The sequence below is a fragment of the Nitrosomonas sp. genome, assembly GCF_019635155.1.
In the GTDB taxonomy this organism is placed as follows: Bacteria; Pseudomonadota; Gammaproteobacteria; order Burkholderiales; family Nitrosomonadaceae; genus Nitrosomonas.
Genome location: NZ_JAHBZY010000008.1, coordinates 1 through 24,279, shown reverse-complemented (window position 1 = coordinate 24,279; position 24,279 = coordinate 1). Strand labels below are relative to the sequence as shown.

General features: G+C 46.0%; 26 protein-coding genes. 14 read left to right on the top strand and 12 right to left on the bottom strand.

Going from position 1 to position 24,279, the window contains the following annotated elements; all coding sequences use genetic code 11:
* Positions 1–3 precede the first annotated feature (3 nt).
* The 8 genes from fabF to KF839_RS06975 form a co-directional block, all read right to left on the bottom strand.
* Positions 4–1,245, bottom strand: a complete 1,242-nt coding sequence (fabF, locus tag KF839_RS07010; protein WP_292917132.1) for a beta-ketoacyl-ACP synthase II — start codon at positions 1,243–1,245, stop codon at positions 4–6.
* Positions 1,246–1,283: 38 nt separating this feature from the next.
* Positions 1,284–1,523: an acyl carrier protein gene (acpP, locus tag KF839_RS07005; protein ID WP_292917131.1), complete on the bottom strand. Its 240-nt coding sequence runs from the start codon at positions 1,521–1,523 to the stop codon at positions 1,284–1,286.
* Positions 1,524–1,635: 112 nt separating this feature from the next.
* The gene (fabG, locus tag KF839_RS07000; protein WP_292917130.1) at positions 1,636–2,373 is read right to left on the bottom strand and encodes a 3-oxoacyl-ACP reductase FabG; all 738 of its coding nucleotides are present in this window, start codon (positions 2,371–2,373) and stop codon (positions 1,636–1,638) included.
* Positions 2,374–2,428: 55 nt separating this feature from the next.
* Positions 2,429–3,373, bottom strand: coding sequence for an ACP S-malonyltransferase (fabD, locus tag KF839_RS06995; protein ID WP_292917129.1), 945 nt, complete (start codon positions 3,371–3,373; stop codon positions 2,429–2,431).
* Positions 3,374–3,376: 3 nt separating this feature from the next.
* Positions 3,377–4,333 (bottom strand): beta-ketoacyl-ACP synthase III, encoded by a 957-nt coding sequence (locus tag KF839_RS06990; protein ID WP_292917128.1) that lies wholly within the window; start codon positions 4,331–4,333, stop codon positions 3,377–3,379.
* Between the two features lie 14 nt (positions 4,334–4,347).
* Positions 4,348–5,376 (bottom strand): phosphate acyltransferase PlsX, encoded by a 1,029-nt coding sequence (plsX, locus tag KF839_RS06985; RefSeq protein WP_292917127.1) that lies wholly within the window; start codon positions 5,374–5,376, stop codon positions 4,348–4,350.
* A gap of 63 nt (positions 5,377–5,439) precedes the next feature.
* Positions 5,440–5,619 carry a 50S ribosomal protein L32 gene (rpmF, locus tag KF839_RS06980; RefSeq protein WP_292917126.1) on the bottom strand — a complete coding sequence of 60 codons (180 nt, stop codon included), beginning with the start codon at positions 5,617–5,619 and terminating at the stop codon, positions 5,440–5,442.
* Positions 5,620–5,636: 17 nt separating this feature from the next.
* Complete coding sequence (locus KF839_RS06975; protein ID WP_292917125.1) at positions 5,637–6,155, bottom strand: YceD family protein; 519 nt, start codon at positions 6,153–6,155, stop codon at positions 5,637–5,639.
* A gap of 56 nt (positions 6,156–6,211) precedes the next feature.
* On the opposite strand from KF839_RS06975, the gene KF839_RS06970 reads away from it, so the two are divergent.
* From KF839_RS06970 to KF839_RS06950, 5 genes are all read left to right on the top strand, one after another.
* Entirely contained in the window at positions 6,212–6,808 is a 597-nt protein-coding gene (locus KF839_RS06970; RefSeq protein WP_292917124.1) for a Maf family protein, read from the top strand.
* Positions 6,809–6,919: 111 nt separating this feature from the next.
* Positions 6,920–7,294: a hypothetical protein gene (locus KF839_RS06965; RefSeq protein ID WP_292917123.1), complete on the top strand. Its 375-nt coding sequence runs from the start codon at positions 6,920–6,922 to the stop codon at positions 7,292–7,294.
* 116 nt (positions 7,295–7,410) lie between these two features.
* Positions 7,411–8,838, top strand: coding sequence for a TolC family protein (locus KF839_RS06960; protein WP_292917122.1), 1,428 nt, complete (start codon positions 7,411–7,413; stop codon positions 8,836–8,838).
* Positions 8,838–10,355, top strand: coding sequence for an efflux RND transporter periplasmic adaptor subunit (locus KF839_RS06955; RefSeq protein WP_292917121.1), 1,518 nt, complete (start codon positions 8,838–8,840; stop codon positions 10,353–10,355). The genes KF839_RS06960 and KF839_RS06955 overlap by 1 nt, the downstream gene beginning before the upstream one ends.
* Before the next feature lie 29 nt (positions 10,356–10,384).
* Positions 10,385–13,540 (top strand): efflux RND transporter permease subunit, encoded by a 3,156-nt coding sequence (locus KF839_RS06950; protein ID WP_292917120.1) that lies wholly within the window; start codon positions 10,385–10,387, stop codon positions 13,538–13,540.
* Positions 13,541–13,647: 107 nt separating this feature from the next.
* On the opposite strand, the gene KF839_RS06945 is transcribed toward KF839_RS06950, so the two are convergent.
* The 3 genes from KF839_RS06945 to KF839_RS06935 form a co-directional block, all read right to left on the bottom strand.
* Positions 13,648–14,373 (bottom strand): PEP-CTERM sorting domain-containing protein, encoded by a 726-nt coding sequence (locus tag KF839_RS06945; RefSeq protein WP_292917119.1) that lies wholly within the window; start codon positions 14,371–14,373, stop codon positions 13,648–13,650.
* Positions 14,374–14,639: 266 nt separating this feature from the next.
* The gene (locus tag KF839_RS06940) at positions 14,640–15,218 is read right to left on the bottom strand and encodes a YiiX/YebB-like N1pC/P60 family cysteine hydrolase (RefSeq protein ID WP_292917118.1); all 579 of its coding nucleotides are present in this window, start codon (positions 15,216–15,218) and stop codon (positions 14,640–14,642) included.
* A 123-nt stretch (positions 15,219–15,341) separates the two neighbouring features.
* Positions 15,342–15,971, bottom strand: coding sequence for a PEP-CTERM sorting domain-containing protein (locus KF839_RS06935; protein WP_292917117.1), 630 nt, complete (start codon positions 15,969–15,971; stop codon positions 15,342–15,344).
* A gap of 656 nt (positions 15,972–16,627) precedes the next feature.
* Between KF839_RS06935 and KF839_RS06930 the strand changes: the two genes are divergently transcribed.
* The 9 genes from KF839_RS06930 (at position 16,628) to KF839_RS06890 (ending at position 23,683) form a co-directional block, all read left to right on the top strand.
* On the top strand, positions 16,628–17,719 hold the full coding sequence (locus tag KF839_RS06930) for a helix-turn-helix transcriptional regulator (protein ID WP_292917116.1): 1,092 nt from the start codon (positions 16,628–16,630) through the stop codon (positions 17,717–17,719).
* A gap of 147 nt (positions 17,720–17,866) precedes the next feature.
* Complete coding sequence (locus tag KF839_RS06925) at positions 17,867–18,097, top strand: hypothetical protein (protein ID WP_292917115.1); 231 nt, start codon at positions 17,867–17,869, stop codon at positions 18,095–18,097.
* Positions 18,098–18,130: 33 nt separating this feature from the next.
* Complete coding sequence (locus tag KF839_RS06920; protein WP_292917114.1) at positions 18,131–18,481, top strand: hypothetical protein; 351 nt, start codon at positions 18,131–18,133, stop codon at positions 18,479–18,481.
* Between the two features lie 10 nt (positions 18,482–18,491).
* Positions 18,492–19,733, top strand: a complete 1,242-nt coding sequence (locus tag KF839_RS06915) for a hypothetical protein (protein WP_292917113.1) — start codon at positions 18,492–18,494, stop codon at positions 19,731–19,733.
* 14 nt (positions 19,734–19,747) lie between these two features.
* Entirely contained in the window at positions 19,748–19,912 is a 165-nt protein-coding gene (locus tag KF839_RS06910) for a hypothetical protein (protein ID WP_292917112.1), read from the top strand.
* Positions 19,913–20,028: 116 nt separating this feature from the next.
* Positions 20,029–20,844, top strand: coding sequence for a peptidoglycan-binding protein (locus KF839_RS06905; RefSeq protein WP_292917111.1), 816 nt, complete (start codon positions 20,029–20,031; stop codon positions 20,842–20,844).
* 16 nt (positions 20,845–20,860) lie between these two features.
* Positions 20,861–21,292: a DUF5675 family protein gene (locus KF839_RS06900; protein ID WP_292917110.1), complete on the top strand. Its 432-nt coding sequence runs from the start codon at positions 20,861–20,863 to the stop codon at positions 21,290–21,292.
* Between the two features lie 33 nt (positions 21,293–21,325).
* A complete protein-coding gene (locus KF839_RS06895; RefSeq protein WP_292917109.1) occupies positions 21,326–22,174 on the top strand; it encodes a hypothetical protein in 849 nt (282 codons plus the stop codon).
* A gap of 135 nt (positions 22,175–22,309) precedes the next feature.
* Complete coding sequence (locus KF839_RS06890) at positions 22,310–23,683, top strand: hypothetical protein (protein WP_292917108.1); 1,374 nt, start codon at positions 22,310–22,312, stop codon at positions 23,681–23,683.
* A gap of 133 nt (positions 23,684–23,816) precedes the next feature.
* On the opposite strand, the gene KF839_RS06885 is transcribed toward KF839_RS06890, so the two are convergent.
* The coding region (locus KF839_RS06885) for a S1 RNA-binding domain-containing protein (RefSeq protein ID WP_292917107.1) at positions 23,817–24,279 on the bottom strand (463 nt) is incomplete at its 5' end.

Here is a 24,279-nt window from a genome sequence, read left to right as displayed (position 1 = left end):
AGATTACACGCTTCGGAAAACAAGCGTTCCGTTGGTTCCACCAAATCCGAAGGAATTTGATAACGCAACTTTGATATTCATATCCCTGGCAGTATTGGGAATATAATCCAAGTCGCATTGCGGGTCTTGATTGATCAGATTGATAGTAGGCGGTGCAATTTTATGATGGATTGCCAGAACCGAGAAAATCGCTTCTACGCCTCCGGCAGCTCCCAGTAAGTGACCTGTCATGGACTTTGTGGAGTTAACAGCCAACTTGCTGGCATGGTCTCCGAAACAGCGCTTAACCGCGATCGTTTCAGCAATATCTCCCAATGGTGTTGAGGTGCCGTGCGCATTGATATAATCGACTTCTGTTATCTCAATGCCTGCATTCTTGAGCGCATTGGACATGCAGCGTGCGGCACCCTCACCATCGTCACATGGTGCGGTCATATGAAAGGCATCCGCACTCATGCCGAAGCCCGCAAGCTCGGCATAAATTTTAGCGCCGCGTTTTTTGGCATGTTCAATTTCTTCCAAAACCAAAACGCCGGCGCCTTCGCCCAGTACAAAACCATCGCGATCTTTATCCCAAGGACGGCTTGCGGTTTCAGGGTGGTCATTTTGCACTGATAAAGCTTTTGCAGCTGAAAAACCGCCGATTGCAAGCGGGGTAACGCAAGATTCCGCACCACCGCAAACCATGACATCGGCATCGCCATATTCAATCATGCGAGCGGAATTGCCAATGCTGTGTGTCGCAGTTGTACACGCAGTCACAATCGCCAAATTAGGCCCTTTATAACCATACATAATGGATAAATTGCCGGCAATCATGTTGATGATCGTACTAGGGATAAAGAAAGGGGAAATTTTTCGCGGTCCATTGGCATGATACGCGCTATCGGTATTTTCAATCATCGGCAAACCTCCGATGCCTGAACCGATATTGACCCCGATTCTTTCAGGGTCGAGATGGGAGATATCATCAATACCGGCATTTTTTACAGCTTGTATGGCCGCAGCCATGCCATAGTGAATAAAAATATCCATCCGCCGCGCTTCTTTAACCGAGAGATATTGATGAATATCAAAATCTTTCACTTCACCGGCAATCTGGGATGCGAAAGCTGATGCATCGAAATGGGTAATCCGGGTAATCCCGGATTTTCCTGAAATAATATTATCCCATGCGCTGGAAATCGTGCTGCCTACCGGCGAAACTATACCCAGGCCGGTTACTACTACCTTGCGTTTGGACAAAATGACTCCGCTTGAATATTCTTATGAAGAGATTAGAACTAATTCGTGGTGTGTGCTGTGACGTAGTCAATAGCTTCCTGGACGGTATTGATTTTCTCAGCTTGCTCATCTGGAATCTCACATTCGAATTCTTCTTCTAATGCCATTACCAGTTCAACAGTATCAAGTGAGTCAGCCCCAAGATCATTGACAAAAGATGATTCATTTTTGACTTCCGCTTCGTTGACGCCAAGCTGTTCAGCAACAATTTTTTTGATACGCTGTTCAATATTTTCCATCTAGGTATTTCCTTCTCAGATAAGATAAACTTGGTTATTTTAACAAATTTTCAATCTCAACAACACTGCAACATGTGTGCTGTTATTGCTATAGGATCGTAGCACCAGGATGCTAATCCATATACATTCCACCGTTAACATGAAGGGTTGCGCCAGTGATATAGCCGGCTGCTGCCGAGGCTAGAAACGCAACGGCAGATGCAACTTCTTCAGGGCGTCCCAACCTTCCCAAGGGAACATGCTGGATCAGGTTTTGCTGAAAAGCATCGGCCAGCGAACGGGTCATGTCGGTGTCGATAAAGCCCGGAGCGACGCAGTTGACAGTGATGTTGCGACTGCCAACTTCACGTGCCAGCGATTTACTGAATCCAAAAATTCCTGCTTTGGCCGCCGCATAATTTGTTTGCCCCAGATTCCCCATCGCGCCGACAACCGATGAAATATTAATGATGCGGCCGTAACGTGCTTTCATCATTGCACGAAGAACCGTGCGGCTCAGACGGAATACCGATTTCAGATCGGTTTCTATGATGTCATCCCATTCTTCATCTTTCATGCGAACGAGCAGATTATCGCGCGTGATTCCGGCATTATTAATTAATACTTCCACATCACCAAATTTTTCACGAATGAGCTGCATGCTATTTTCAATTTGATCAGCATCGTTTACATTTAAAGTGATGCCGAGCCCTTTGATGCCAGCTTTCTCCAAGTATTGATTGATTGTGTTTGCGCCGTTTCCGGTCGTTGCCGTACCGATAACGATAGCACCCAGTTGACCTAGTTTGAGCGCCACCGCCTGTCCTATTCCGCGGCTGGCGCCTGTAATTAACGTTACTCTATTTTCCATATCACTTCTCCATCAATAACAGAGCCATGACGATTTATAATTAACATTCATTTGGTTACATTGCCTTTAATTGATTGGCAGCTTGCTTGATGGCTTCACTATCCGCCAGCGAGAGCTGTTGCAAATTTTGATCAATACGTTTGTTTAATCCAGCCAACACTTTTCCCGGTCCGCATTCAACCACGTGCGTGACTCCTGCGACGGCAAAAGCCCGGATCGTGTCGACCCAGCGCACCGGTTTGACGAGTTGTTGCACCAATATGTCTTTAATCGTTGCTGGATCGGAATGCGATTTTACATCGGCATTGTGCAGAATGGGCAAGTGCGGCGACTGTAGCGTTATTTTTTCCAGTTGTTGTTTCATATGCTCGGCGGCCGGTTTCATCAGCGAACAATGCGAAGGAATGCTCACCGGTAGCATAATCGCTCTTTTGGCCCCCCTCGCTTTTGCCAGTTCGATGCCTTGTTGAATGGCATGTATATGCCCGGCAATGACAATCTGGCCTGGAGAATTGAAATTAGCCGGTTCTAATGATTGACCATTGCTTTGCGTGGTGATTTCGTGGCAGATTGTTTCGATGATCGCATCGTCCAACCCCAGGATTGCCGCCATGCCGCCGGTACCTTCCGGTACCGCTTGTTGCATAGCTTGCGCCCGGTAGCGCACCAATGCCAATGCATCGGCAAAACTCAAAGCTTCCGCCGCTACCAAAGCAGTATATTCACCCAGGCTGTGCCCCGCGATGATGGCTGGCTTTGCACCGCCAAGACTCGTCCATGCGCGATAAACCGCTATGCCCGCAGTCAACATGACCGGTTGCGTATTGACGGTAAAATTCAGATCGTCGGCGGCGCCATTATTAACCAGGGACCACAAATCCTGTTTCAGTATCTCGGAAGCTTCGGAAAAAGTCTCCTGAATGACAGGTAATCCGGTGTAACCGCCCATCATTCCGATTGATTGAGATCCTTGACCAGGAAAAACAAATGCAAATGTCATAAATTACCAGCGCAGCAGCACCGCTCCCCATGTAAAACCGCCTCCGACACCTTCAAGTAACAGCAATTGATCCGGCTGGATGCGTCCATCACGCACTGCGATATCCAATGCCAACGGAATTGAGGCTGCGGAAGTATTGCCATGTTTATCCACCGACACAACGACTTTATCCATCGGCAAGCCTAACTTCCTGGCGGTCGACTGTATTATTCTAATATTCGCTTGATGCGGAATAAGCCAATCAATGTCGGTCGATTGCAGATTATTTTTCTCGACCGCTTCTTGTACGACTTCTTCGAGTACCTTGACGGCAAATTTAAAAACGGCATTCCCCTCCATATTGATGTAAGGATTACCTTGAACTCTTCCACCGCTGATGCAGCCCGGCGCCGACAAAATGTTGCTATGGCTGCCGCTGGCGTGAAGATGGCTTGATAAAATGCCGGGGTGATCGCTTTGTGACAGAACGACCGCTCCGGCGCCATCGCCGAACAGAACACAGGTGTTGCGATCGTTCCAGTCGAGTATTTTGGAGTAAATTTCGCTGCCTACCACCAAGGCATTGCGGCATTTTCCGGAACTGACAAACATGTCGGCGGTTGCCAATGCATAAACAAAACCGCTGCAAACCGCCTGCACATCGAATGCCGGGCAATTTTCAATACCCAGTTTGTTTTGCAGGATGCAAGCAGTGCTCGGAAAGATCATGTCCGGCGTCGTCGTGGCGACGATAATTAAATCGATATCCGTACTACTGATACCGGCGGCTTGCATGGCTTTTTGACAAGCATACAGCGCCAAGTCACTGGCAACCTGATCTTCACGCGCAATATGACGTTGCGTGATGCCAGTGCGGGTTCGTATCCATTCATCACTGGTATCGACCATGCGTTCCAGATCAAAATTGGTAAGGATTTTTTCCGGTAAGTAACTACCAGTGCCTGTGATTCTTGAATACATTTATCAAACCAATTTTAATTAGATGTGGATTGAGAGTGACGGGAAAACTCTGCGACCCGTTCGCTAATACGCCGCAACATGCCGCCGCGCACTTCATCGGCGGCGCGTTTGATTGCAAAACTGAAAGCGTATTTATCCGCAGATCCATGGCTTTTGATGACGATGCCGCGTAAACCTAAAAAACTGGCACCATTATAGCGCCGATGATCGACTCGCCGTTTAAAAGATTTGATGACGGGCATTGCGATAATACCGGCAAACTTTGTCAAAAGATTCCGTTTGAATTCTTCGCGCAGGTAAGTTGCGAGCATTTGCGCCAAACCTTCCGAAGTTTTTAAAGTGATATTGCCGACAAAGCCATCACAAACCACGACATCGGTCGTTCCTTTGTAAATATCCGTGCCTTCAACATTTCCATAAAAATTAAGACCACTGCGGCGCAGTAACTCTGCAGCTTGCTTTACGATCTCGTTGCCTTTGATTTCTTCTTCTCCAATATTGAGCAGACCGACGCTAGGGGATGTTATATTTTCCACCGAGGATACCAGGGAAGCGCCCATGATACCAAATTGAAACAGATGCTCGGCAGTGCAGTCGACATTCGCGCCTAAATCCAGAACATAGGTATGTCCGGTGATGGTAGGTAAAATAACCGCGAGTGCAGGGCGATCGACACCAGGAATTGTTTTTAATACGAACCGGGAGGTCGCCAGCAGTGCGCCTGTATTGCCGGCGCTAATGCATGCTTGGGCTTCGCCGGTTTTAACGAGATTGATAGCTACACGCATGGACGAATCTTTTTTGCCACGTAATGCCGTTGCTGGCGATTCGTCCATATTGACAACTTCACTTGCCGGATGCAGGCGAATTCTGGGGCCAAAGTCTACTTTGGCAGCTTTTAACTCGGCTTCGATGGCGTCGGGAATTCCGACGAGAATGATATTGGCTTCAGGATCCTGCTGCAAATAATCAAGCGCGGATGGCACGGTAACGTGTGGACCATGGTCACCGCCCATACAATCTATTGCTACAGTGATATCCAATTTCGGTGCTCTTGAGACTCAGAAAAGCTATATTTCAATATGGTTTGTAGCAAGAGAGAGAGTTTAGTCGTTTTTGGTTTTAATCACTTTTTTGCCACGATAATATCCATTGGGGCTGATATGGTGACGTAAATGAACTTCTCCGGTACTGGGCTCCAAGGCTAATGGCGGGTTGGTCAGAAAATCATGCGAGCGATGCATGCCGCGTTTAGATGGGGATTTCTTATTTTGTTGAACAGCCATGTGAGTTACTCCTTAAACTAATTTGTTTTTTTTAATGTCGTCAATGCCGCAAAAGGATGTGCTGATTGTGGATTGCCGGGTGGATCGTTGTTATCGGTCGATTTTAATTTTAATGTACTGCATTCATTTTCGGCGTGACGCGATGAGATGGATAAACTGAGTAGGACTTCTTCTTCTACTAAATCAACAACATCCAGTCCGGGTGTCGCTAAGATTGCATCCACACTGTCATCCTCGTCCGCCTGACTCAGTTCAAATTCATTTTTTGCAAGAAGCAGGAATGTTTCAAGGTTGACGGTATGAACTAATTTGTCGAGACAACGCTGGCAGCGAAGATGCATTTTGCCGTTAACCCGCAGCTGCAAACCCGGTTTCTCATTTTGGTCAAGCCGTCCGTCAATATGGTAGGTTATTTCTCCTTCCATATCGAACAGCAAGTCATGCAAGCGCGTAAGCTCGGCCAGCGGGATTTTATCATGGCGATTACCCGCATTACTTACAAAATCGAGTGGGTCAATAACAAACCTTACGGACATAAGGCGCGCATGTTATAGTTTTTAATCGTAAGTGTCAAAAATTACAGCAGGAAATTTTGGAAACACAACAAATTACTTCAAAAATAATACTGGGATCCGGTTCGATTTATCGAAAAGAATTGCTGCAACGGTTACGGATACCCTTTGAAATATGCAATCCACAGGTTGATGAAACGCCACTTGCCAATGAGTTACCCGAGCAAACCGCTGGTCGTTTGGCTGAAGCGAAAGCGCGTGCAGTGGCCAATATCTATCCGCAAGCATTGATTATCGCTTCCGATCAAGTCGCCGCATTGGGTGACAAGCATCTGGGAAAACCACTGAATCACGTTAATGCAATCGAGCAACTGCGTTTGATTCAAGGTAAGGAAGTAATCTTTTATACGGCGCTTTATCTTTTGAACAGTGCCACGAATTCGGCGCAAAGCCACATCACGCCATATCATGTGAAATACCGGCAATTAAGTGATCAGCAAATCGATCATTATCTGCGAACTGAACAGCCGTACCAGTGCGCCGGTAGCGCGAAATCAGAAGGGCTGGGTATCGCATTGATCGAAAAAATGACGGGGGATGATCCGACCGGGCTGATCGGATTGCCATTAATCGCTTTAGTGAATATGCTGATGGCGGAAGGAGTGCGGATTATTTGATATGCATCAAAAAAAGGTGTTTTTTTGGGTTACTTGTAAATTGCAAAGCTTGGCATAATATGAAATGATTATGTCAAAGTGGTTTTTCACTAATCTTTAATTGAGACATTCATGAGGAAACATGTAGCTTATCCGGTAATCGTTATGCTAATTGTCAGCATATTGACGAACGGACTCAGCTTGTCGTTCCGAGGTGAAGTTTTCGCGCATGAGTTGGATCATATCCGTCATGCACTTTCCGCCGACCCTGCGACACATTTGGAAATGCATCGTAACAATGCTTCCTGGGACGGCACCGAACTGGATGCGGCAACGCATCTATGTTTACATTCCGCCGGGCAATATCAGCCTTTTTTCTTTAATTCCTTACCTTCAGTGCCGGCTCAGAAAATTACCGAAATAATGACTGCTTTTATTTCTGAGACGATTCCCGAAGTAGTTCCGGATTTACCGCTTCGCCCCCCTCGCACCGTTTCTGCAAGCTAAAGTCTTTCTGGATGTTGACACGCTGATTGCAAGTTTCGAATCAGCGGCGAAATCATTCAGCATGGCTCTGAGTAAGAGCGTGTTTTAAAAATGTTATAGCTCTGTGGGAGAATTTCATGAAATTGAGCGACCTGAATTCCACGTGGCGGGTTGCACCCGGACTGCGGGTTTTGTGGCTATGCTTTATCCTGATCGTGTTCTTACCGTTCCGGATTGAAGCGGCGGCTGACACTTTTAGCATCGCATCAGACAACCCGAACGAACGATTAACGGCGAATCCGGTGCATGATGCCGGTGACCTGACGTTGCGCGATGCGATTAACTTGGCATTGACGCTCAATCCGGAATTGGCCGCCTTTGCCAAGGAAATGAAAGCGCTCGAAGGCGTGACGTTGCAAGCCGGGCTATTCCGTAATCCGGAACTTACGGCAAATGTGGAAAACCCCGGAAACATAAAGAAATTGAGCGGCGACATCAACTCGCCCGATTCGGTTTCGCAGGAAGTGGTTCAACAGCTGACAACGATCCGGATAGGTCAGTTAATCGAACTCGGCGGTAAGCGTGCAGCCCGAGTCGATGCCGCGTTGTTAAGCGAGGAATTGGCTGCGAAGGATTACGAATCGAGGCGTATCGAAATCATGGCGCGGGTAGCGAATTTATTTACCGAGGTACTGGCTGGCCAGGAGCGGTTCAGGTTAGCTGAAGAAACCCGGCAACTGGCGCAAACAGTTTTTGATACCGTCGTGCGAAGAGTTCAAGCGGGTAAAGTACCGCCAATCGAAGAAACGCGCGCTAAAGTCGGGTTATCGTCAACCAACATAGAATACGAACAAGCGTATCGGGACTTGGTTTCAGCGCGTAAGCGGCTGGCGTTGATGTGGGACAGCGCCAACCCGCAGTTTGGTAAAGCACTGGGTGTTTTGGAAATCACGATTCCACCACCGGATTTTGAATTATTGCAGCAGCGCATACTGGATAATCCAATGGCGCTACGCGCATTAAAGAATATCGAACATCGCAAAGCTTTGCTCAAAGTCGAAGAAACACGCCGTATCCCGAATCTGACGTTGAATGCCGGGGTGGTGCATCACGCGCAATTGGGGGGCACAACGGCAGTGGCAAGCGTGATGATTCCGTTGCCGTTATTCGATCGAAACCAAGGTAATTTGAAAGATGCCTATCACCGGATCGGCAAAGCCGAGGATGAACAGCAAGCGACGGAGTTGCGTTTGAAGACGGAACTGGCGTTGTCGTATGAAGCAATGTCGGCCGCGTGGAATGAAATCAATATCTTGCACGATGAAATTTTGCCAGGCGCCAAAAGCGCTTTTAATGTCATGCGCAGAGGCTACGAACTTGGCAAATTCGGTTTATTGGAGTTACTCGATGCGCAACGGGTGTTGTTCCAGAATCAAGTGCTTTATGTGCGTGCTCTGGCGAATTATCAACGCTTGGTCAATGATATCGAGCGATTGATAGCGGCGCCGATCGAAAGTGTCAAACCGGGAAGCGAAGCCAAGCGGCCATTACCGGAGCTACCATAATGAGAAAGGACAATATGATGAATAAAGCACGATGGATGCCGACGTTAATCGTCATCGTAATGGGTGTGGTACTGGCGATATTGATTCTGACGCTGGAGAAACCATCGGCATTGACAGCGACCGATGGGAGCATCGATAGCCAAGGAGAATCAACGGAATCTGTTCGGGAAACCGGGCCGAGAGGCGGTAAATTGTTTACTGAAAACGGTTTCACGGTGGAATTAACGATTTTTGAAAAAGGTGTGCCGCCGCAGTTCCGGATTTATTTATATGACAAGGGCCAACCGTTGCCGCCGGCTGCAGCGAGTGTTTCCATCAGCTTGACGCGGCTTGGTGCGCCTGTTCAGCTTTTCAAGTTTGTACCTGAGGCGGATTATCTGTTGGGCGATCAAGTCGTGGAAGAACCGCATTCATTTGATCTGGCGATTACTGCCGAGCGTAACGGCCAAATATTCCGCTGGGGTTACAGCCAAGTCGAAGCGCGGTTGGAAATGACGGATAACGTGCTGGGTTCGATCGGTGTCGAGATTTTGACTGCAGGACCGGCGGTGATCCGTTCAACATTAAAATTGCCGGGAGAAATTGTGGTTAATCCGGACAGCGTTGTGCAAGTCGTGCCGCGTTTACCGGGAATAGTCGCTGCAGTGAATTTCGAAGCCGGACAATCCGTGAAAAAAGGCGAGGTGATGGCGGTGATCGAGAGTCAGATGCTGGCCGATTTGCAAAGCCAATATCTGGCCGCGCAGCGTCGCTTAGCGCTTGCCAAAACGGTATATGAACGTGAAAAACAATTGTGGCAGGAAAAAATTTCCGCCAAGCAGGATTTCTTGGCGGCGGAATTGACGTTTAGCGAAGCTCGGATTGCTTCCGATCTGGCAGCGGAGAAATTGCGCGCTTTGGGCGTAAAGCCCGAACCGGCTTTGCGTGCCAAAGACCTGACGCGCTATGAAGTGCGTGCGCCGATTTCCGGTCTCATTTTGTCGAGAACAGTCGCGCTGGGCGCGGTATTCAAGGACGACATGCCAATTTTTACCGTGGCAAATATGTCCAATGTTTGGACTGCCGTGACGGTTTACCCGAAGGATCTGAGCATCGTCAGAACAGGACAAAAAGCGCGCGTGAAAGCGACGGCTTACGATGTCGAAGGTGAAGGCCTGGTTACGTACATTACCACGCTGATCGGCGGCCAGACACGTACCGCTACCGCCCGGGTGATTCTGGAAAATCCCGACGGTCGCTGGCATCCCGGCATGTTTGTCAATGTCGAGTTGGTTTCTGACGAATTGGAAGTACCCGTCGCAGTGGCAGCGCAAGCGGTGCAAACGTATCGCGACTGGACTGTCGTGTTTGGACGTTATGGTAATTATTTTGAAGCGCGTCCGCTGGAATTGGGGCGTAGTGATGGCCACATGGTGGAAGTATTAGAGGGATTTGCGGCAGGGGAGCAGTATGCATCCGGCAATAGTTTCGCGATCAAGGCGGACATGGATAAAGAGGGAGCCAGTCATGACCATTGAGCGATCAATACGTTGCACAAGGAGCCGTCATGTTTGAACGCTTATTGAAACTATCGATTTATCAGCGTGGCTTGATATTGGTGGCAGTCGCGGCGATGGCCGGTTTTGGCATCTATAACTACTTGAAATTGCCGATCGATGCCGTGCCCGATATCACCAACGTGCAAGTGCAAATCAATACTACCGCAGCGGGTTATTCGCCGTTGGAGGCGGAACAACGGATTACTTTTCCGATTGAGATGGCGATGTCCGGATTACCCGATCTCGAGTACACCCGTTCTTTGTCGCGCTATGGCTTATCGCAAGTGACAGTGATTTTTAAAGACGGCACGGACATTTATCAGGTGCGGCAGCTCGTTAGTCAGCGTATTCAGGAGGTTAGAAGCCGCTTGCCAGCAGGCGTAGTACCGACCATGGGGCCGATTTCCACCGGTCTGGGTGAAATTTTCATGTGGACCGTTGACGCTGATCCGGAAGCGCGCAAGCCCGATGGCACACCCTACACATCAATGGATTTGCGCGAATTGCAAGACTGGGTCATCAAGCCGCGCATGCGTATGGTGAAGGGAGTGACCGAAGTCAACTCGGTGGGTGGTTACGTGAAGCAATATCATGTTGCACCGTATCCGGAGAAATTGCTGGCGGTTGGTTTAACTTTGCAGGATCTGGTACTTGCGCTGGAACGCAACAATCTCAATGTCGGCGCCGGTTATATCGAAAAAAGCGGCGAACAGTATTTGGTCAGAGTACCGGGGCAAGTGGCGAATCTGGTCGAAATCGGCGAGATCATACTCGGCAGCAATCAAGGCGTGCCGATCCGTGTAAAAAACGTCGCCGATGTACTGATCGGCAAGGAATTACGCACGGGCGCCGCCACCCAGAACGGTCACGAAGTCGTATTGGGCACGGCATTCATGCTGATGGGGGAAAACAGCCGTATCGTATCGCAAGCAGCCGCTGAGAAACTAATAGAAATCAATCGCAGCCTTCCCGCAGGAGTAACGGCGACTGCGGTTTATGATCGCACCACGCTGGTCGATAAAACCATCAGCACGGTTTCCAATAATTTGCTGGAAGGGGCGGCGTTGGTAATCGTGGTGCTATTCATTTCGCTCGGTAATCTGCGCGCGGCATTGATCACGGCATTGATTATTCCGCTATCGATGCTGTTTACCATCAGCGGTATGGTCGCCAGTAATGTCAGTGCCAACCTATTGAGCTTGGGTGCGCTTGATTTCGGCATCATCGTCGATGGCGCCGTCATTATCGTCGAGAATTGTATCCGCCGCTTATCGCTGGAGCAGCAACGGTTACAACGGCAATTGACACCAGATGAACGTTTCGAAATTGTTTTCGACGCTTCCAAAGAAGTGCGGCGCGCCTTATTGTTCGGACAAATGATTATCATGGTGGTGTATTTACCGGTGTTTGCATTGTCCGGCGTGGAAGGCAAAATGTTTCATCCGATGGCATTCACGGTGTTACTGGCGCTGCTCGGTGCGGTATTTTTGTCAGTCACGTTTGTGCCGGCGGCGGTGGCGATGTTTCTGTCCGGTAAAATGATGGAAAAAGAGGGCACTGCGGTGCAATGGGCCAAAACCATTTACGCTCCCGCGCTGGATTTCTCGCTGAATAACAAAGGATTGATCGTTACTATCGCAGTGGTCATTGTGATTCTTTCGCTATTACTGACCACGCGCATGGGCAGCGAATTCGTTCCCAACCTCGATGAAGAAGACATCGCGCTGCATGCCCTGCGCATACCGGGCACCAGCCTGAGTACGGCGATCGACATGCAAAATGAGCTGGAACAGACTATCAAGCAGTTTACCGAAGTCAGCCGGGTGTTTTCCAAGATCGGTACGGCGGAAATCGCCACCGATCCGATGCCGCCAAGCGTTGCGGATATTTTTATCATCATCAAGCCGCAATCCGAGTGGTCGGGTAAGTATCGCAACAAGGAAGAATTGATCGCTGCGATGGATCAAGCGGTGCGGAAGATACCGGGAAACAATTTTGAATTCACGCAGCCGATCGAAATGCGTTTTAATGAACTGATATCCGGTGTGCGTGCGGATGTTGGGATCAAAGTATTCGGCGACGATCTTGACGTGATGCTGGCGGTGGCCGAGCAAATCGAAAGAATCGTCAAGACGGTGCCCGGTGCAGCGGATGTGCGTATCGAGCAGATTACCGGTTTGCCGGTATTGTCGGTGCAAATGAACCGGGAAAAAATGGCGCGCTACGGGCTTAACGGCAGTGATGTGCAAGACGCGATCAATATCGCTATCGGCGGTAGAACTACCGGTTTAATTTTTGAAGGCGACCGGCGTTTCGAGCTGCAAGTGCGGCTGCCGGAGCAGCTTCGCGGCGATATCGAAACGCTCAAGCGGCTGCCGATCAAACTGCCGGTATTGAATCCTACAGGCGCGCCGAATGCCCCTGGTGTGGCAATGCCGGTTTATGTTGCGTTGGAAGAGGTTGCCGATCTGAACATTATCAAAGGTCCCAATCAAATCAGTCGCGAGAACGGTAAGCGCCGCGTAGTCGTTACCGCCAATGTGCGGGGCCGTGACATCGGCTCTTTCGTGATGGAAGCGGAAAAACACATCGAGCAGCAAGTCAAAATCCCTGCTGGATATTGGTTATCGTGGGGCGGGCAATTCGAACAGCTGCTGATGGCGGCGGATCGCTTGAAGATCGTTATTCCTTTGGCACTTGGATTGGTGTTTTTTCTACTCTATACCATGCTTGGCAGTTTTCGTGACAGCCTGCTGGTGTTCAGTGCGGTACCGCTGGCGATCACGGGCGGTATTATCGCCCTGTGGTTGCGCGATATTCCGCTGTCGATTTCCGCCGGTGTTGGTTTCATCGCCATGTCCGGCGTGGCGGTGCTGGATGGTCTGGTGTTGTTGTCATTCATTCGCGACCTGCGGCAGCAAGGATTGCCGCTGGAGCAAGCGATCCGTACCGGTTCATTGCTGCGGCTGCGCCCGGTGCTGATTACCACGTGGGTCGAATCGCTCGGCTTTCTGCCGATGGCGCTTAGCACGAGCACCGGCGCTGAAGTGCAACGCACGCTGGCGACCGTGATGATTGGCAGCACGTTGTCGCAATCGTTACTGTCGTTATTGGTGGTGCCGGTGTTGTACTCTCTGGTACATCGTAACAGCGCCAGGAAATAATTAGCGGATGCTTGAATGATCAAAACAAAATCCCTCGTTGCATTATGTTTTGTAATGCAACGAGGGATTGGTGTGATTCTAGTACAGCCGTTAGGGTGCGAACTGGATTATTTTCTGCGGCGTAAGTTGAATCCGATCAAGCCTAAACCCGCCAGCAGCATCGCGTATGTTTCCGGTTCAGGAATGGGCATCACCGTTAGGGAGCTAATGTAGAATTGATCCGCATGAGCGCCACCGAATTTAAAGTAGAAATCCTGACCGGCGTGAATCAAAGCGAATTGACCGACGTTTTGAGGCAACAACCCTGTGGACCAGGTTGAATTATCGAAGCTATACTGGAAAGTTGCATTGGAAATCCAACCAGTGGTGTTATGTCCTTCAGCACGGAAACCAACGGAAAACAATTCGACGGCTTGATCGAAATGCAGCCAAATGGCTTCTTTCGAGGTGACGTTATCGTCACTGGTATCGTCTTTCTTGTGATAAACACCTAAGCCTGCGCCGATTGCATCAGCTCCCGAGAGCTTGCCGTTATAACCGTTCTCGTGATCTTGAACGACAGCTGCTTTTGAACCATAAGTGCTGCCGTCGTACGAACCTTTGGCGTGCACGGTCAATCCGCCGTTGGTAAAGGTCAGGTCGCCGCTCAATGACGATGCAATGTTGGAACTGCACAAATCGCCACCGCTGCATGCAATACCATCGGTTGGCAGGAATCCGGTGTTAATGCCACCGCTGTATTTGAGGTTGGCAAAGTCGAAATCAACGATTGGCGCCGCAGCAACCGGCGCACTCGTCAGAGCCAGCAATGTTAGAGTAGATAAAATACGCATTTTTATAAAATCCTTTAAGAGTTACTGTTTAGTTGTTGATTTTTAATTTATTCACAGAAACCCTTTTGCAATTTATTTTCTGGCTAATTATCAGATGGTTAGGAGCTCTGTGAGCGTGGGATTATACCCAACTTTATGATAGCGAGATCATATATTTTGTAAATAGGAGAGCTTGCCTGTTTCTTTAGGGTAAATGCACCAATTTTGTCCTGCTCTTCAAATCATTTGATTTTCTTGCAAACCAATTTTGAGGTATGGTGCGTTTTTCAAGCCACGATCTCAAACAATGCTTCAACATTGGCATCCGCCGCGATATGTTCGGGAAAGATGAATCCTTTGGAATCGCGTGGGAAGACAATACCGATTTCGCGAAAGCAGATGTCAACGAATTCGGAGCAGATATAGGCGCCGTTATCGCCATGCTTGCCGAGGCCGATGGTGATGCGTGCAATGATTTTAGTAATTTCGTCTTTGTCGTATTTTTTGTTCAGCGTATCGGCGGCTTTGCCGAGCATGCGATTGATGGTCCCGGTATCGAACGAGGCGTTGTGTCGTCCGAGAAAAAGCCGGCCGTTATAGGAACTGCCGGTATTCTCGTAATCGCTCAGATAGTGGCTCAACGGCACCATGCGTACGCCGTCGTCTTCGACGCTCTCCAGCAATAGCACACGATCGTTCCAAGTGAACACGAAACCGACATGACTGAACATCGAATCGGAAAAGTGTTCGATGATCCGACTCATCGGATAATTGCCGGAAGCAAAGAAAATATCACCGGTTTGAATGCTGTTACGGATTTGCAGATAGGCTTTGCGTTCCAGTCCTTCGAATTTTTTCGTTCCCATGAAGTGTCTCCTTTTGATTGGATATATGCATCCGCATTGTCTCCCAGCCGCGTTGTCGGGGCAATTCGCCAAATAAAAACGGGAGCCTAAGCTCCCGTGATGGACTGGATGAAAAATCCGGAATTAAACAGCAATCGCTTTTTTACGATTTGCCACGAATCCCAACAGACCTAAGCCCAGCAGCAACATCGCATAAGTTTCCGGTTCCGGTACGGCAGAGGTGAAGGTGAAATTATCCCAACCCAAACCGCCGCCATCGGTAATATCGTGAATACGGATCGATGTTACGTTATTAAACGCGGAAAGATCGACCAAATCCGGGGTGTTGAATATACCGCTGACCGTGATATTGTTAGTTGCGGCAAAAGCACCATTCACAAATACGTCTACCAGTGCCTGAACACCGGAATTATTGCTGCCAACCGCCAGGAAAGACACGCCGGATACCGGGTTGTCAAAAGTTAGAATCGTCTCACCCGTGCAATTGATGCCGGGGCTGCCGGTACATAAAAAATTATCGCCATCACCGATACCGGGCTGAGTGCTGACGATATTGACGTTTGAGCCGGTGGATGAAAATAACACGCCGGGATATTGATTCGTGACCGTAGGACCACTGATACCGACTGGTCCAAAATCTTCAAAACCGATGACGGTTGGTGCTGCACTTGCGAGAGACACTATACCCATAGACGCGCCGATAGAAATAAAGCTTGCTGCGATTGCATGTTTAAAAGAGTTCATTGCTTTCATATTATTCTCCCATTAATCGAAAGACGGAAAACCTGCCGAAACTGGTAATTATTGAAGCCCGGTTTCGATTGCATGGTATGCTTGCGGTAGGTTAATTGCAAGTGATATTTTGTCAATTAATCCAGTGTGTTATATCCGTGAGATATTCTTTGTGAGCAATAACTGGAACAATAATTGGCAACAGTTTGTTTCTTCAGCATGTCATCCTGTAGCTGTCGTTAAAACATCTCCAAGTAGTAGCGGTCGGTTTATCATCGCTGTAATCGTTCCCTTTGCAATTATTCGTTTTCTACCACTTCGATGGTCACTGATTCATTTAAATTTGAATTCCACCTTCTGCGCCGCGAACACTTGTAAGCGTTCTGTTCAAAATTTCCATATTTTTTTGTTCTGTTTCTTCAAGTAATCGTCATTGAAGTTACGTAGAAACAATGAAGTAGTTTCTGTGGCATGCATTAAAAAAACGGAGTGTTTTTTGTTCAATTAATAATGGGATTAATCACTTTGGGAATTGGTACATTCAGAGCACTGACGCCCGTGATAAAACTAAGATGTTCTTTGTGATAAAACGCACAATATCCAGATTGCCGGTAGGGTATATTACTGATCGCTTGATTTTGATAACTTGGTAATGAATGAGTACTGGAAAGTGAGCGATGAGCATGAATAAAGAAACTGTTCAAAATGTACTGACCGGTAAGGATTATCAGATTACCTCGGCGATCATCAGTTGGTTGAATAACTGCCAAACAAGGAATGAATTCAATCAAGTGCTGCAAACTGCATTGCTGCCTTTGATTGCTTGTAATTGTGCATTCTATGGGCGACGCATGGGTACATACGGCTCCATGCAGTTACTGGGTAGCATTAATCAATCTACGTGTTGTCAGCACGGCTGGAAGCAGTTTCTCGATACTATCTTGCAAAGAGCACCGAGCGCCACTCTGAAAAACTCTACGACTGCATCATCATTAATGGTATTTGAAGGCAGCTCGATACCCTGTTCGAACGATGTAAACTTTTCGCAGCGTTCATTTGATCCATCATGGCAAAGATTGCATCACAGCTGTAGCCTGCTCTCGTTTTTTGGTGACCATCAACAACTGTCGTGCCAGTTTTATTTTTGCCGGCTCGATTCGCAGGTGACTATATTCAATCAACGCGATACCGAATTGATGGAATTACTCCGCCCGGTCTTGCTACGGACGTTGCGTTTTATTATATACCGCGAAGAAAGCACGCATCCCGCTACGCTTAAATTTTGGTCCGATAATACCGAATCGATCACGGTTATCCGGAATGATGGCGCAATCCTTTTTCAGAGCGAAACTTTTGCCCGGATTATTGAACGGGAAAAGCACACATTTCTTTCGACGGCATTGGCCCTTATTCAATCCACTCAAAGTATTCAAACCGGCTGGCACAGCTTTCTGTCGAAATTGGGTAAACGCCTCTATGAGATCAAGCTGACTTTAATTCGCTCGAACACTGCTAATCAACAGGATATTTATTTTCTGCAAGTATCCCGTGTTGCCAACAAAATTGGAAAAATCTTCAATCGATTAGATAGAACCGGCCTAACCAACCGCGAACTTGAAATTGCCACACTGATTTACCAAGGTAACTCTCCCAAGGAAATCGCTGAGGAGATTTGTCTCAGTTATCACACCGTACGCAACCATATCAAAAATATATACAGCAAACTGGGTGTTTCGACACGCAGCGAAATGCTGGTGAAATTGGCATAACTGCATCTTTCTGTTATCGCTCTTGGTATCGATCCATTCAAAATGACTCAATTGGGTTATTTTTATTGCACTTGTCTTGTTGTATAAAAGTAATTATTAAAATGACGAATTTGTGACAATCCGATTGAGTTTAACTTGTGTGTATTCATGGCTAAAAAACAGTATTTGCTCATTTGCCTCTTGTTCATGCAAGTTACTGGTTGTGCAATTAATGATATAGGTTTCACAAAGCTGCGTTATTTTGAGAATGAAACCAGTTATCTAACGACACAAAAAACATGGGGCGGTTTTGTCAGCACGCATTCCAGTGATCGAAGTTTAACGATAGTGCACTCAGGATTAAGGTTTATTCCAAAAAAGATAAAAATTATTAAATAATTGTTTTTATTTATTATATGTTGAGATCCTGATATGCGCTCTGCATTCCCTATTATTATTGTTGTTTATTTTATGAGTGGTTGCGCAATTCTATACCATGATACTAAAACGGATACACAGCACATAATTGGATTTGGGCATATGAAAATGCGTATTAATTCATCACATGAAAATATACGTTCGAAAGTATTTGGTCTTGACACAATCGGTATCTCATTTGGGAGTTCACCTGGTGGGAAACATGTTTCATTAGGCTGGCAATCTTTAAAATCAGTACAGATAACTGATGATTCTGCTGTTCGCCTTGAATGGCCAACAGATGATCTCTTTAGTATTCGCGCTGGTACATATTTCCCTCAATATCTACTCAATCTTCAGAAATGAGGAATACATCATGAATCGATGCACTATAAGTTTAATTCTTGCGTTTAGTTGTTTACTAAGTGGTTGTGCGATTGGTTACAACTCAATTTTGTTTGTTACAAAATCAAATTTTGGAGTTGATGTTGATACACACCCACCAACAGCAGATATAGGTATTAATCGATTTGAGGGAACGATCAGTCCTGTATTTGAGGGAGGCCAGCCTCCGCCTGTTCTTTCAAGTTTCCGTCCTGAAAGCAAAGCGCTATTTTCTGGGAATGTGAGTCAAACTTTTGCCACCGGTGATGCGGCTCATATCATGGCGATTCTTTTTGCTTCGGAAAACCCTTGCTCTGCTTTAAATGCACAGGGAGGATTCCAAACATGCGATCAGATTGTTGATGTGTTGTCATCTAAAATTGAAGTTAAGGAAGAACCGGAATTGAAGTTTGGATCTCTTCAGAAAAATGACGTAAAACCAGTATTCTTTGGAACTTCAACTGGTGTTGGAATGCGTCTCGTATGGACAGGAATGAATGCGCAATTCCCTGACGAATTTCATTTTGGTTATAAGCGAAAAGAAATCGCAATCGCACCAGTTGCTAGATTTGATAACGACAATAAGAAATATGTTAGTGCTCCGTCTTTAATTGCCACAATTGATTCAGAGTTCACAACCGGAGTTCCCACAGATACCGGCTTAAAATGGATTCAATATTTTGCAACTGGAAAAGCGGCTTCCGCACTTGCACTTCAAAAAGATGTTCGTACTGCAATGCTTAAACGCCTAGATCCTAAATTGCTGCCACGTTTTCTACAAGGTGATATAGGTGTAACTCGTTTTATTGTATTAGATCAGACCAACAAATATCTTAAAAGAAATACCACAGAGAAAGCTAAAGCTCTACTCACTCAACTGGACAGGCTGGGTGAAAATGTTCCTTCGAATTACGAGTATAACTACTGGCATTTAGAATCAGATACATTGCTTAGTATTAACAAAAAGGAAGGTGCAATTATTGGAGAAAGTAAAGGATTTGAACGGTTTCGACAGTATTGGTTTGAACTTACCGATAGTATTGAGCGGGTTGATGGGGCTATAACCAATACATCAGTCAAAACTATTGATGCAAAACCAAGGGATGAGAAGATCGATCAATTGAAAGCTGAGTTACAGTCAATGAAGTTATTAAAACAACGGCTTGATATGATGATTAGAAATAGCCCAGAAATTCAGGAAGCTGTGTATTTATATCTTACAAGTTCTGACTAAACAGGAGGGTTGAAATGGCAACAAAGACAATATTTCTACCAGATGATACTACGGGTGAAAAAGTACCAAATGAAGTACTTGGTGAACAATTGTTAGGGGTCTCAAAATATAAAAAAATTACAAAAATAGAGCGAAAAGATGACCAACCATCCGGATGGATAATAACTTATGAAGAATAGATAAGAAAATTTAGGTGTTTTTTTGACTAGAAAAGTTCGATGCTAGTACTTTGGTGGGGCAATAGTAATTCTCACAAAGCCTTTGAATGACCTGAGAATATTACGAAAGGAAAGTTATGATAACTCTAAAAAGAGGTTCTACAGGCAATGAAGTTAAGGTGTTGCAAAAGCGCTTACTTGAAGTAGGTTTTAACCCAGGTGATCAGGATGGTGAATACGGTGGCGGCACGGAAGCTGCTGTTCGCGCTTTTCAACTGAGTAAAAGTTTACTGGCGGATGGTATTGCTGGAAGGCGGACGCTTGCGGCACTGAATTTACCGGAGATACCGATAGAGCCGGGTCGCCCACTCAGTATCGCCGAGGTCACGGTGGAGCGTGTTTCTCATATGTTTCCGGATGCACCGATCGGTAATATTAAAAAGCATCTGCCGCCGGTATTGGATGAGTTAGTGGCTTCGGATTTAGGTGACAAGCCAATGGTTCTAATGGCTTTGGCGACAATCCGCGCTGAGACTGCTGGTTTTGAGCCGATTAACGAATATAAGTCGAAATACAATACATCGCCTAATGGACACCCTTTCGATTTGTATGATAACCGCGAAGACTTGGGGAATACTGGAAAACCGGATGGAGAGAAGTTCAAAGGCCGCGGTTTCATACAGTTGACTGGGCGTCATAACTATAAAGCGATAGGTGAAAAAATCGGATTGGGGAACAAACTGATAGAAACCCCTGATCTTGCCAATGACTCTGAAATCGCTGCCAGAATTCTTGCTGCTTTTTTAAAAGATAAAGAGCTTCAAATTAAGAAAGAGCTTTTGGAAGGCGACTTACGCGCAGCCCGGAAGCTTGTCAACGGCGGCAGTCATGGCATTGAGCGCTTTACTGAAGCGTATAACATCGGGCAACGTGAAATTCCTGATTTAGTATAAAAAGAAGGAATGGGTGATGGAGCTAACTCTTAAAAGGCGGATTTTTACCGACGAAAGTACCATCGGTGAGTTATTGAGCGAACAAGGTGAGCATGTCTGCTACGTTCTTGAAGACAGAATGCGTGAAATTTCCGGGAAACCCGTTTCTCAATGGAAAGTGGCTGGAGCTACCGCAATTCCGACTGGTAGGTACAGAATTATTTGGGATATGTCAAACCGGTTCAAGAAAGAGACATTACGTCTCCTCAATGTACCGGGTTATGAAGGAATCAGAATTCATAAAGGAAATAGAAGTAAAGAGACAGAGGGTTGTCTTCTTCCTGAAACTGCTGTTTCAGAAGATCTTGTATCACACAGTGCCGATGCTCTGGAAAGAATTGAGAAACTGATATGTCCTTGTCTTGCACAAGAAGAAGTATGGATCACTATCGCAAATGAGACGGTCTGAATCTGCGAACCATTTTAATAATGATCAACAATTATGAGTAATAATGAAAAAAACTCCTCTATAAACGAGTCAATCGACAAAGAAACTAGCCAACAAGAAACAGAAAAGGGTCTGAAAGTCAATAAATTTAATTCATTATTTACATTAATCCTATTAACTGCTTTTAGTTATTTTGCTTTAATTCTAATAGATAATCGTCACATATTGGAAAACCTCGTACTACCATGGAAAGTAGGTGAATATCAAGAAATTGCCCTTAAGAGCCTTGCTTTAATATTCAATATTGCATTTGTTCTTGGACTATCCGGCATGATACTAAGCTTGTTGCTAAATAAATCTGAAAAATCTGAAAAATCTGAAAAATCTGAAATTAGCTTTGCAGAAAAACTTATTAATAAGATTATTGATAATGCCATGGGTAGTGGTGCTGGTGGAGCAAGTTCTTTTTTTTCTATTCCTACGTTATTAAGCGCAAGTGTAGCCACGACAATTGGAATGGCGGCAGTTAATGCTTATAAAATACCGCCACCAACACCATTGAATCAAGCTCCTAACTTCAATACTGATTCGCATATTGCAGAAACAATCAAGTTAATCAATGATAAATTGCAACAGGATATTTCTTTAGCAAAGAATTATCAAAGCAGCACTGAAGCAATTAACTTAACTGTCGAGAAAATTCTAAAACAAATAAATTATCTATCCGCCTCCACTCCGAATCAACCAGGAAAATATGATGATTTATCTGAAAAGATTCAAGTTAATGAGAAGGCAATAAATGCAATTAGAAGTGAGCTCAATGAAGCATTTAGATCGGTTTGCAAAGAGTACAACCCAAATGATGACGGGAGAGTATGTGATAACTTCTTTGAAAAGAGGTGAATAAGCTATTGGCTAATTTATCCCCAATCGAATATACAGTTAACAAATACTAGGCACTTGTTTATATATAGTTATTATAAACCATTGCATCGCTGATGTTCAGGTTGCAAGTTTACGCATAATAGGGAGATAAAAATGTTTTCTTTTGAGAAGCGAATTCATCAGGGATTATTTTTCTTATTTTTATTTTTTCTGGTTTGCGGTGCGAATGTGCGAGCAGCTGGCGATACACAGACAGCGAGTCCCGAGATAAAAATTGAGAATATTTCAATTTCATTGATGGGTCAGGAGGCTAAAAAAGCGGAAGTAAAGGAAGATGAAGAAGGTAGGAGGTTTCTTAAGCTTCAAATAGGAATCAATGACAGATTGCGATTGGAGGTGCGCAATCTCCAGACACTAATAGATGCGAAAAACGAATGCTCAGCACAATCCAATTGTAAAAGAAATATCGCTCTTTATTTTAATGGAATGAAAATAAGTGAACTTTCTTCTACATCTATAATTAATTTAGAAAGAAACAACCCAGTCGGTGCGGTCGAATTTGTTCTCAAATATGATGCCAGTGCCGAGATCAAGCAAAATTGGGCCAGCTTGCTTGGCGCTCCAGTTCCAAACTGGAAAAATGTATCAAATATATTTAAAGCTGTAGAAAATAACCCGCCAGAGCCTGGTTTTTTTACTAGGCCGGTAGATGTCGCAATTGGATTGGATGATGGCTCGAAGTGGGTTCCCTTTGAACATAAGGAAGAAAAAACGTTTTATGTAGTGTTCGAACAGGTAAATCCAATCAAATTTTGGATTTTTTTTATTTTTTTAATAATAATTTTCATATTTACCTGGGTATATCGACCTCTCCGAGGAGCACTGAAAGAAGCGTTATCTGATATCGGGCCTAAGCCGCAATCAGGCACCAAGCCTTGGAGTCTGGCACGCTGTCAAATGGCTTTCTGGTTTGTACTTGTAACCATTTCTTATGTTTCAATTTGGGTAACGACTGGCGCATTGGATGCGATCAGTGATAGCGCGCTTGCATTAATCGGGATTGGTACCGGCGCTGCATTAGGTTCAGTAGCAATTGATATTTCAGAGGATTCTCAGTTAAAGCGAATTGATCTGGAGCAAAAGCTGATTGGAATGCAAGAAGAAGCAAAAGGTGTTGAGCAAGAGCTTCAGCAGAATTCGACTTTAAATTACGATCAAAAGAAATATAAAGAAAGAATGCTGAGCGCATTGCAACATAATCAAGTACAGATGAAGGAAAAGATTCTGAGAATCATCGAAAATAACCCGAGTCAGGGATTTTCAAAGGACATACTGAACGATCTGGATGGCGATGCCGCCCTTCATCGTATTCAAATTGTTATTTGGACACTTATTCTCGGCATCATTTATATTTACTCGGTTTGGGAAACCCTGGCAATGCCTGAATTTAGTCCTACCTTACTTGCACTGCAAGGACTTAGCGCAGGCGCCTATCTGGGATTTAAGATACCTGATAAAAAATCTTAATAAATGCTCGAAGTAAGTATTTCGAAGAACTGGTCGCGAACCAAGAAATTAACCCTTGACTTGCTGATCAACATTTAGCGTGGTGTCGCTGGCAATCTTCGGCAGAGCTGTTGTCTTATGATTGTGCGATATTCTACAGTCGATCTCCACCCAACCGCATCGTCAACGCGATCCGTTTGCGTTTTTCATCGATTTCCACCACCTTGACGGTGACCACCTGACCCACCTTGACAACGCTGTGCGGGTTTTTGACGAATTTATCCGCCAATGCCGAGATGTGCACCAAGCCATCTTGGTGCACACCGATGTCGATGAATGCACCGAACGCGGCGACGTTGGTGACCACACCCTCGAGCACCATGCCGGGGTGTAGGTCTTGCAGTGTTTCGACGCCTTCCTTGAACGTTGCGGTTTTGAACGTCGCGCGCGGATCGCGGCCGGGTTTTTCCAGTTCGTGCAGGATGTCTTTCACGGTCGGCAGGCCGAATTGCGCGGTCACGTATTTTTCCGGGCGGATCGATTTTAATGCGGATGAATTACCGATCAATGCCGTGACATTGAGCCGGATGTCATTGAGAATGTGTTCGACCAGTGGG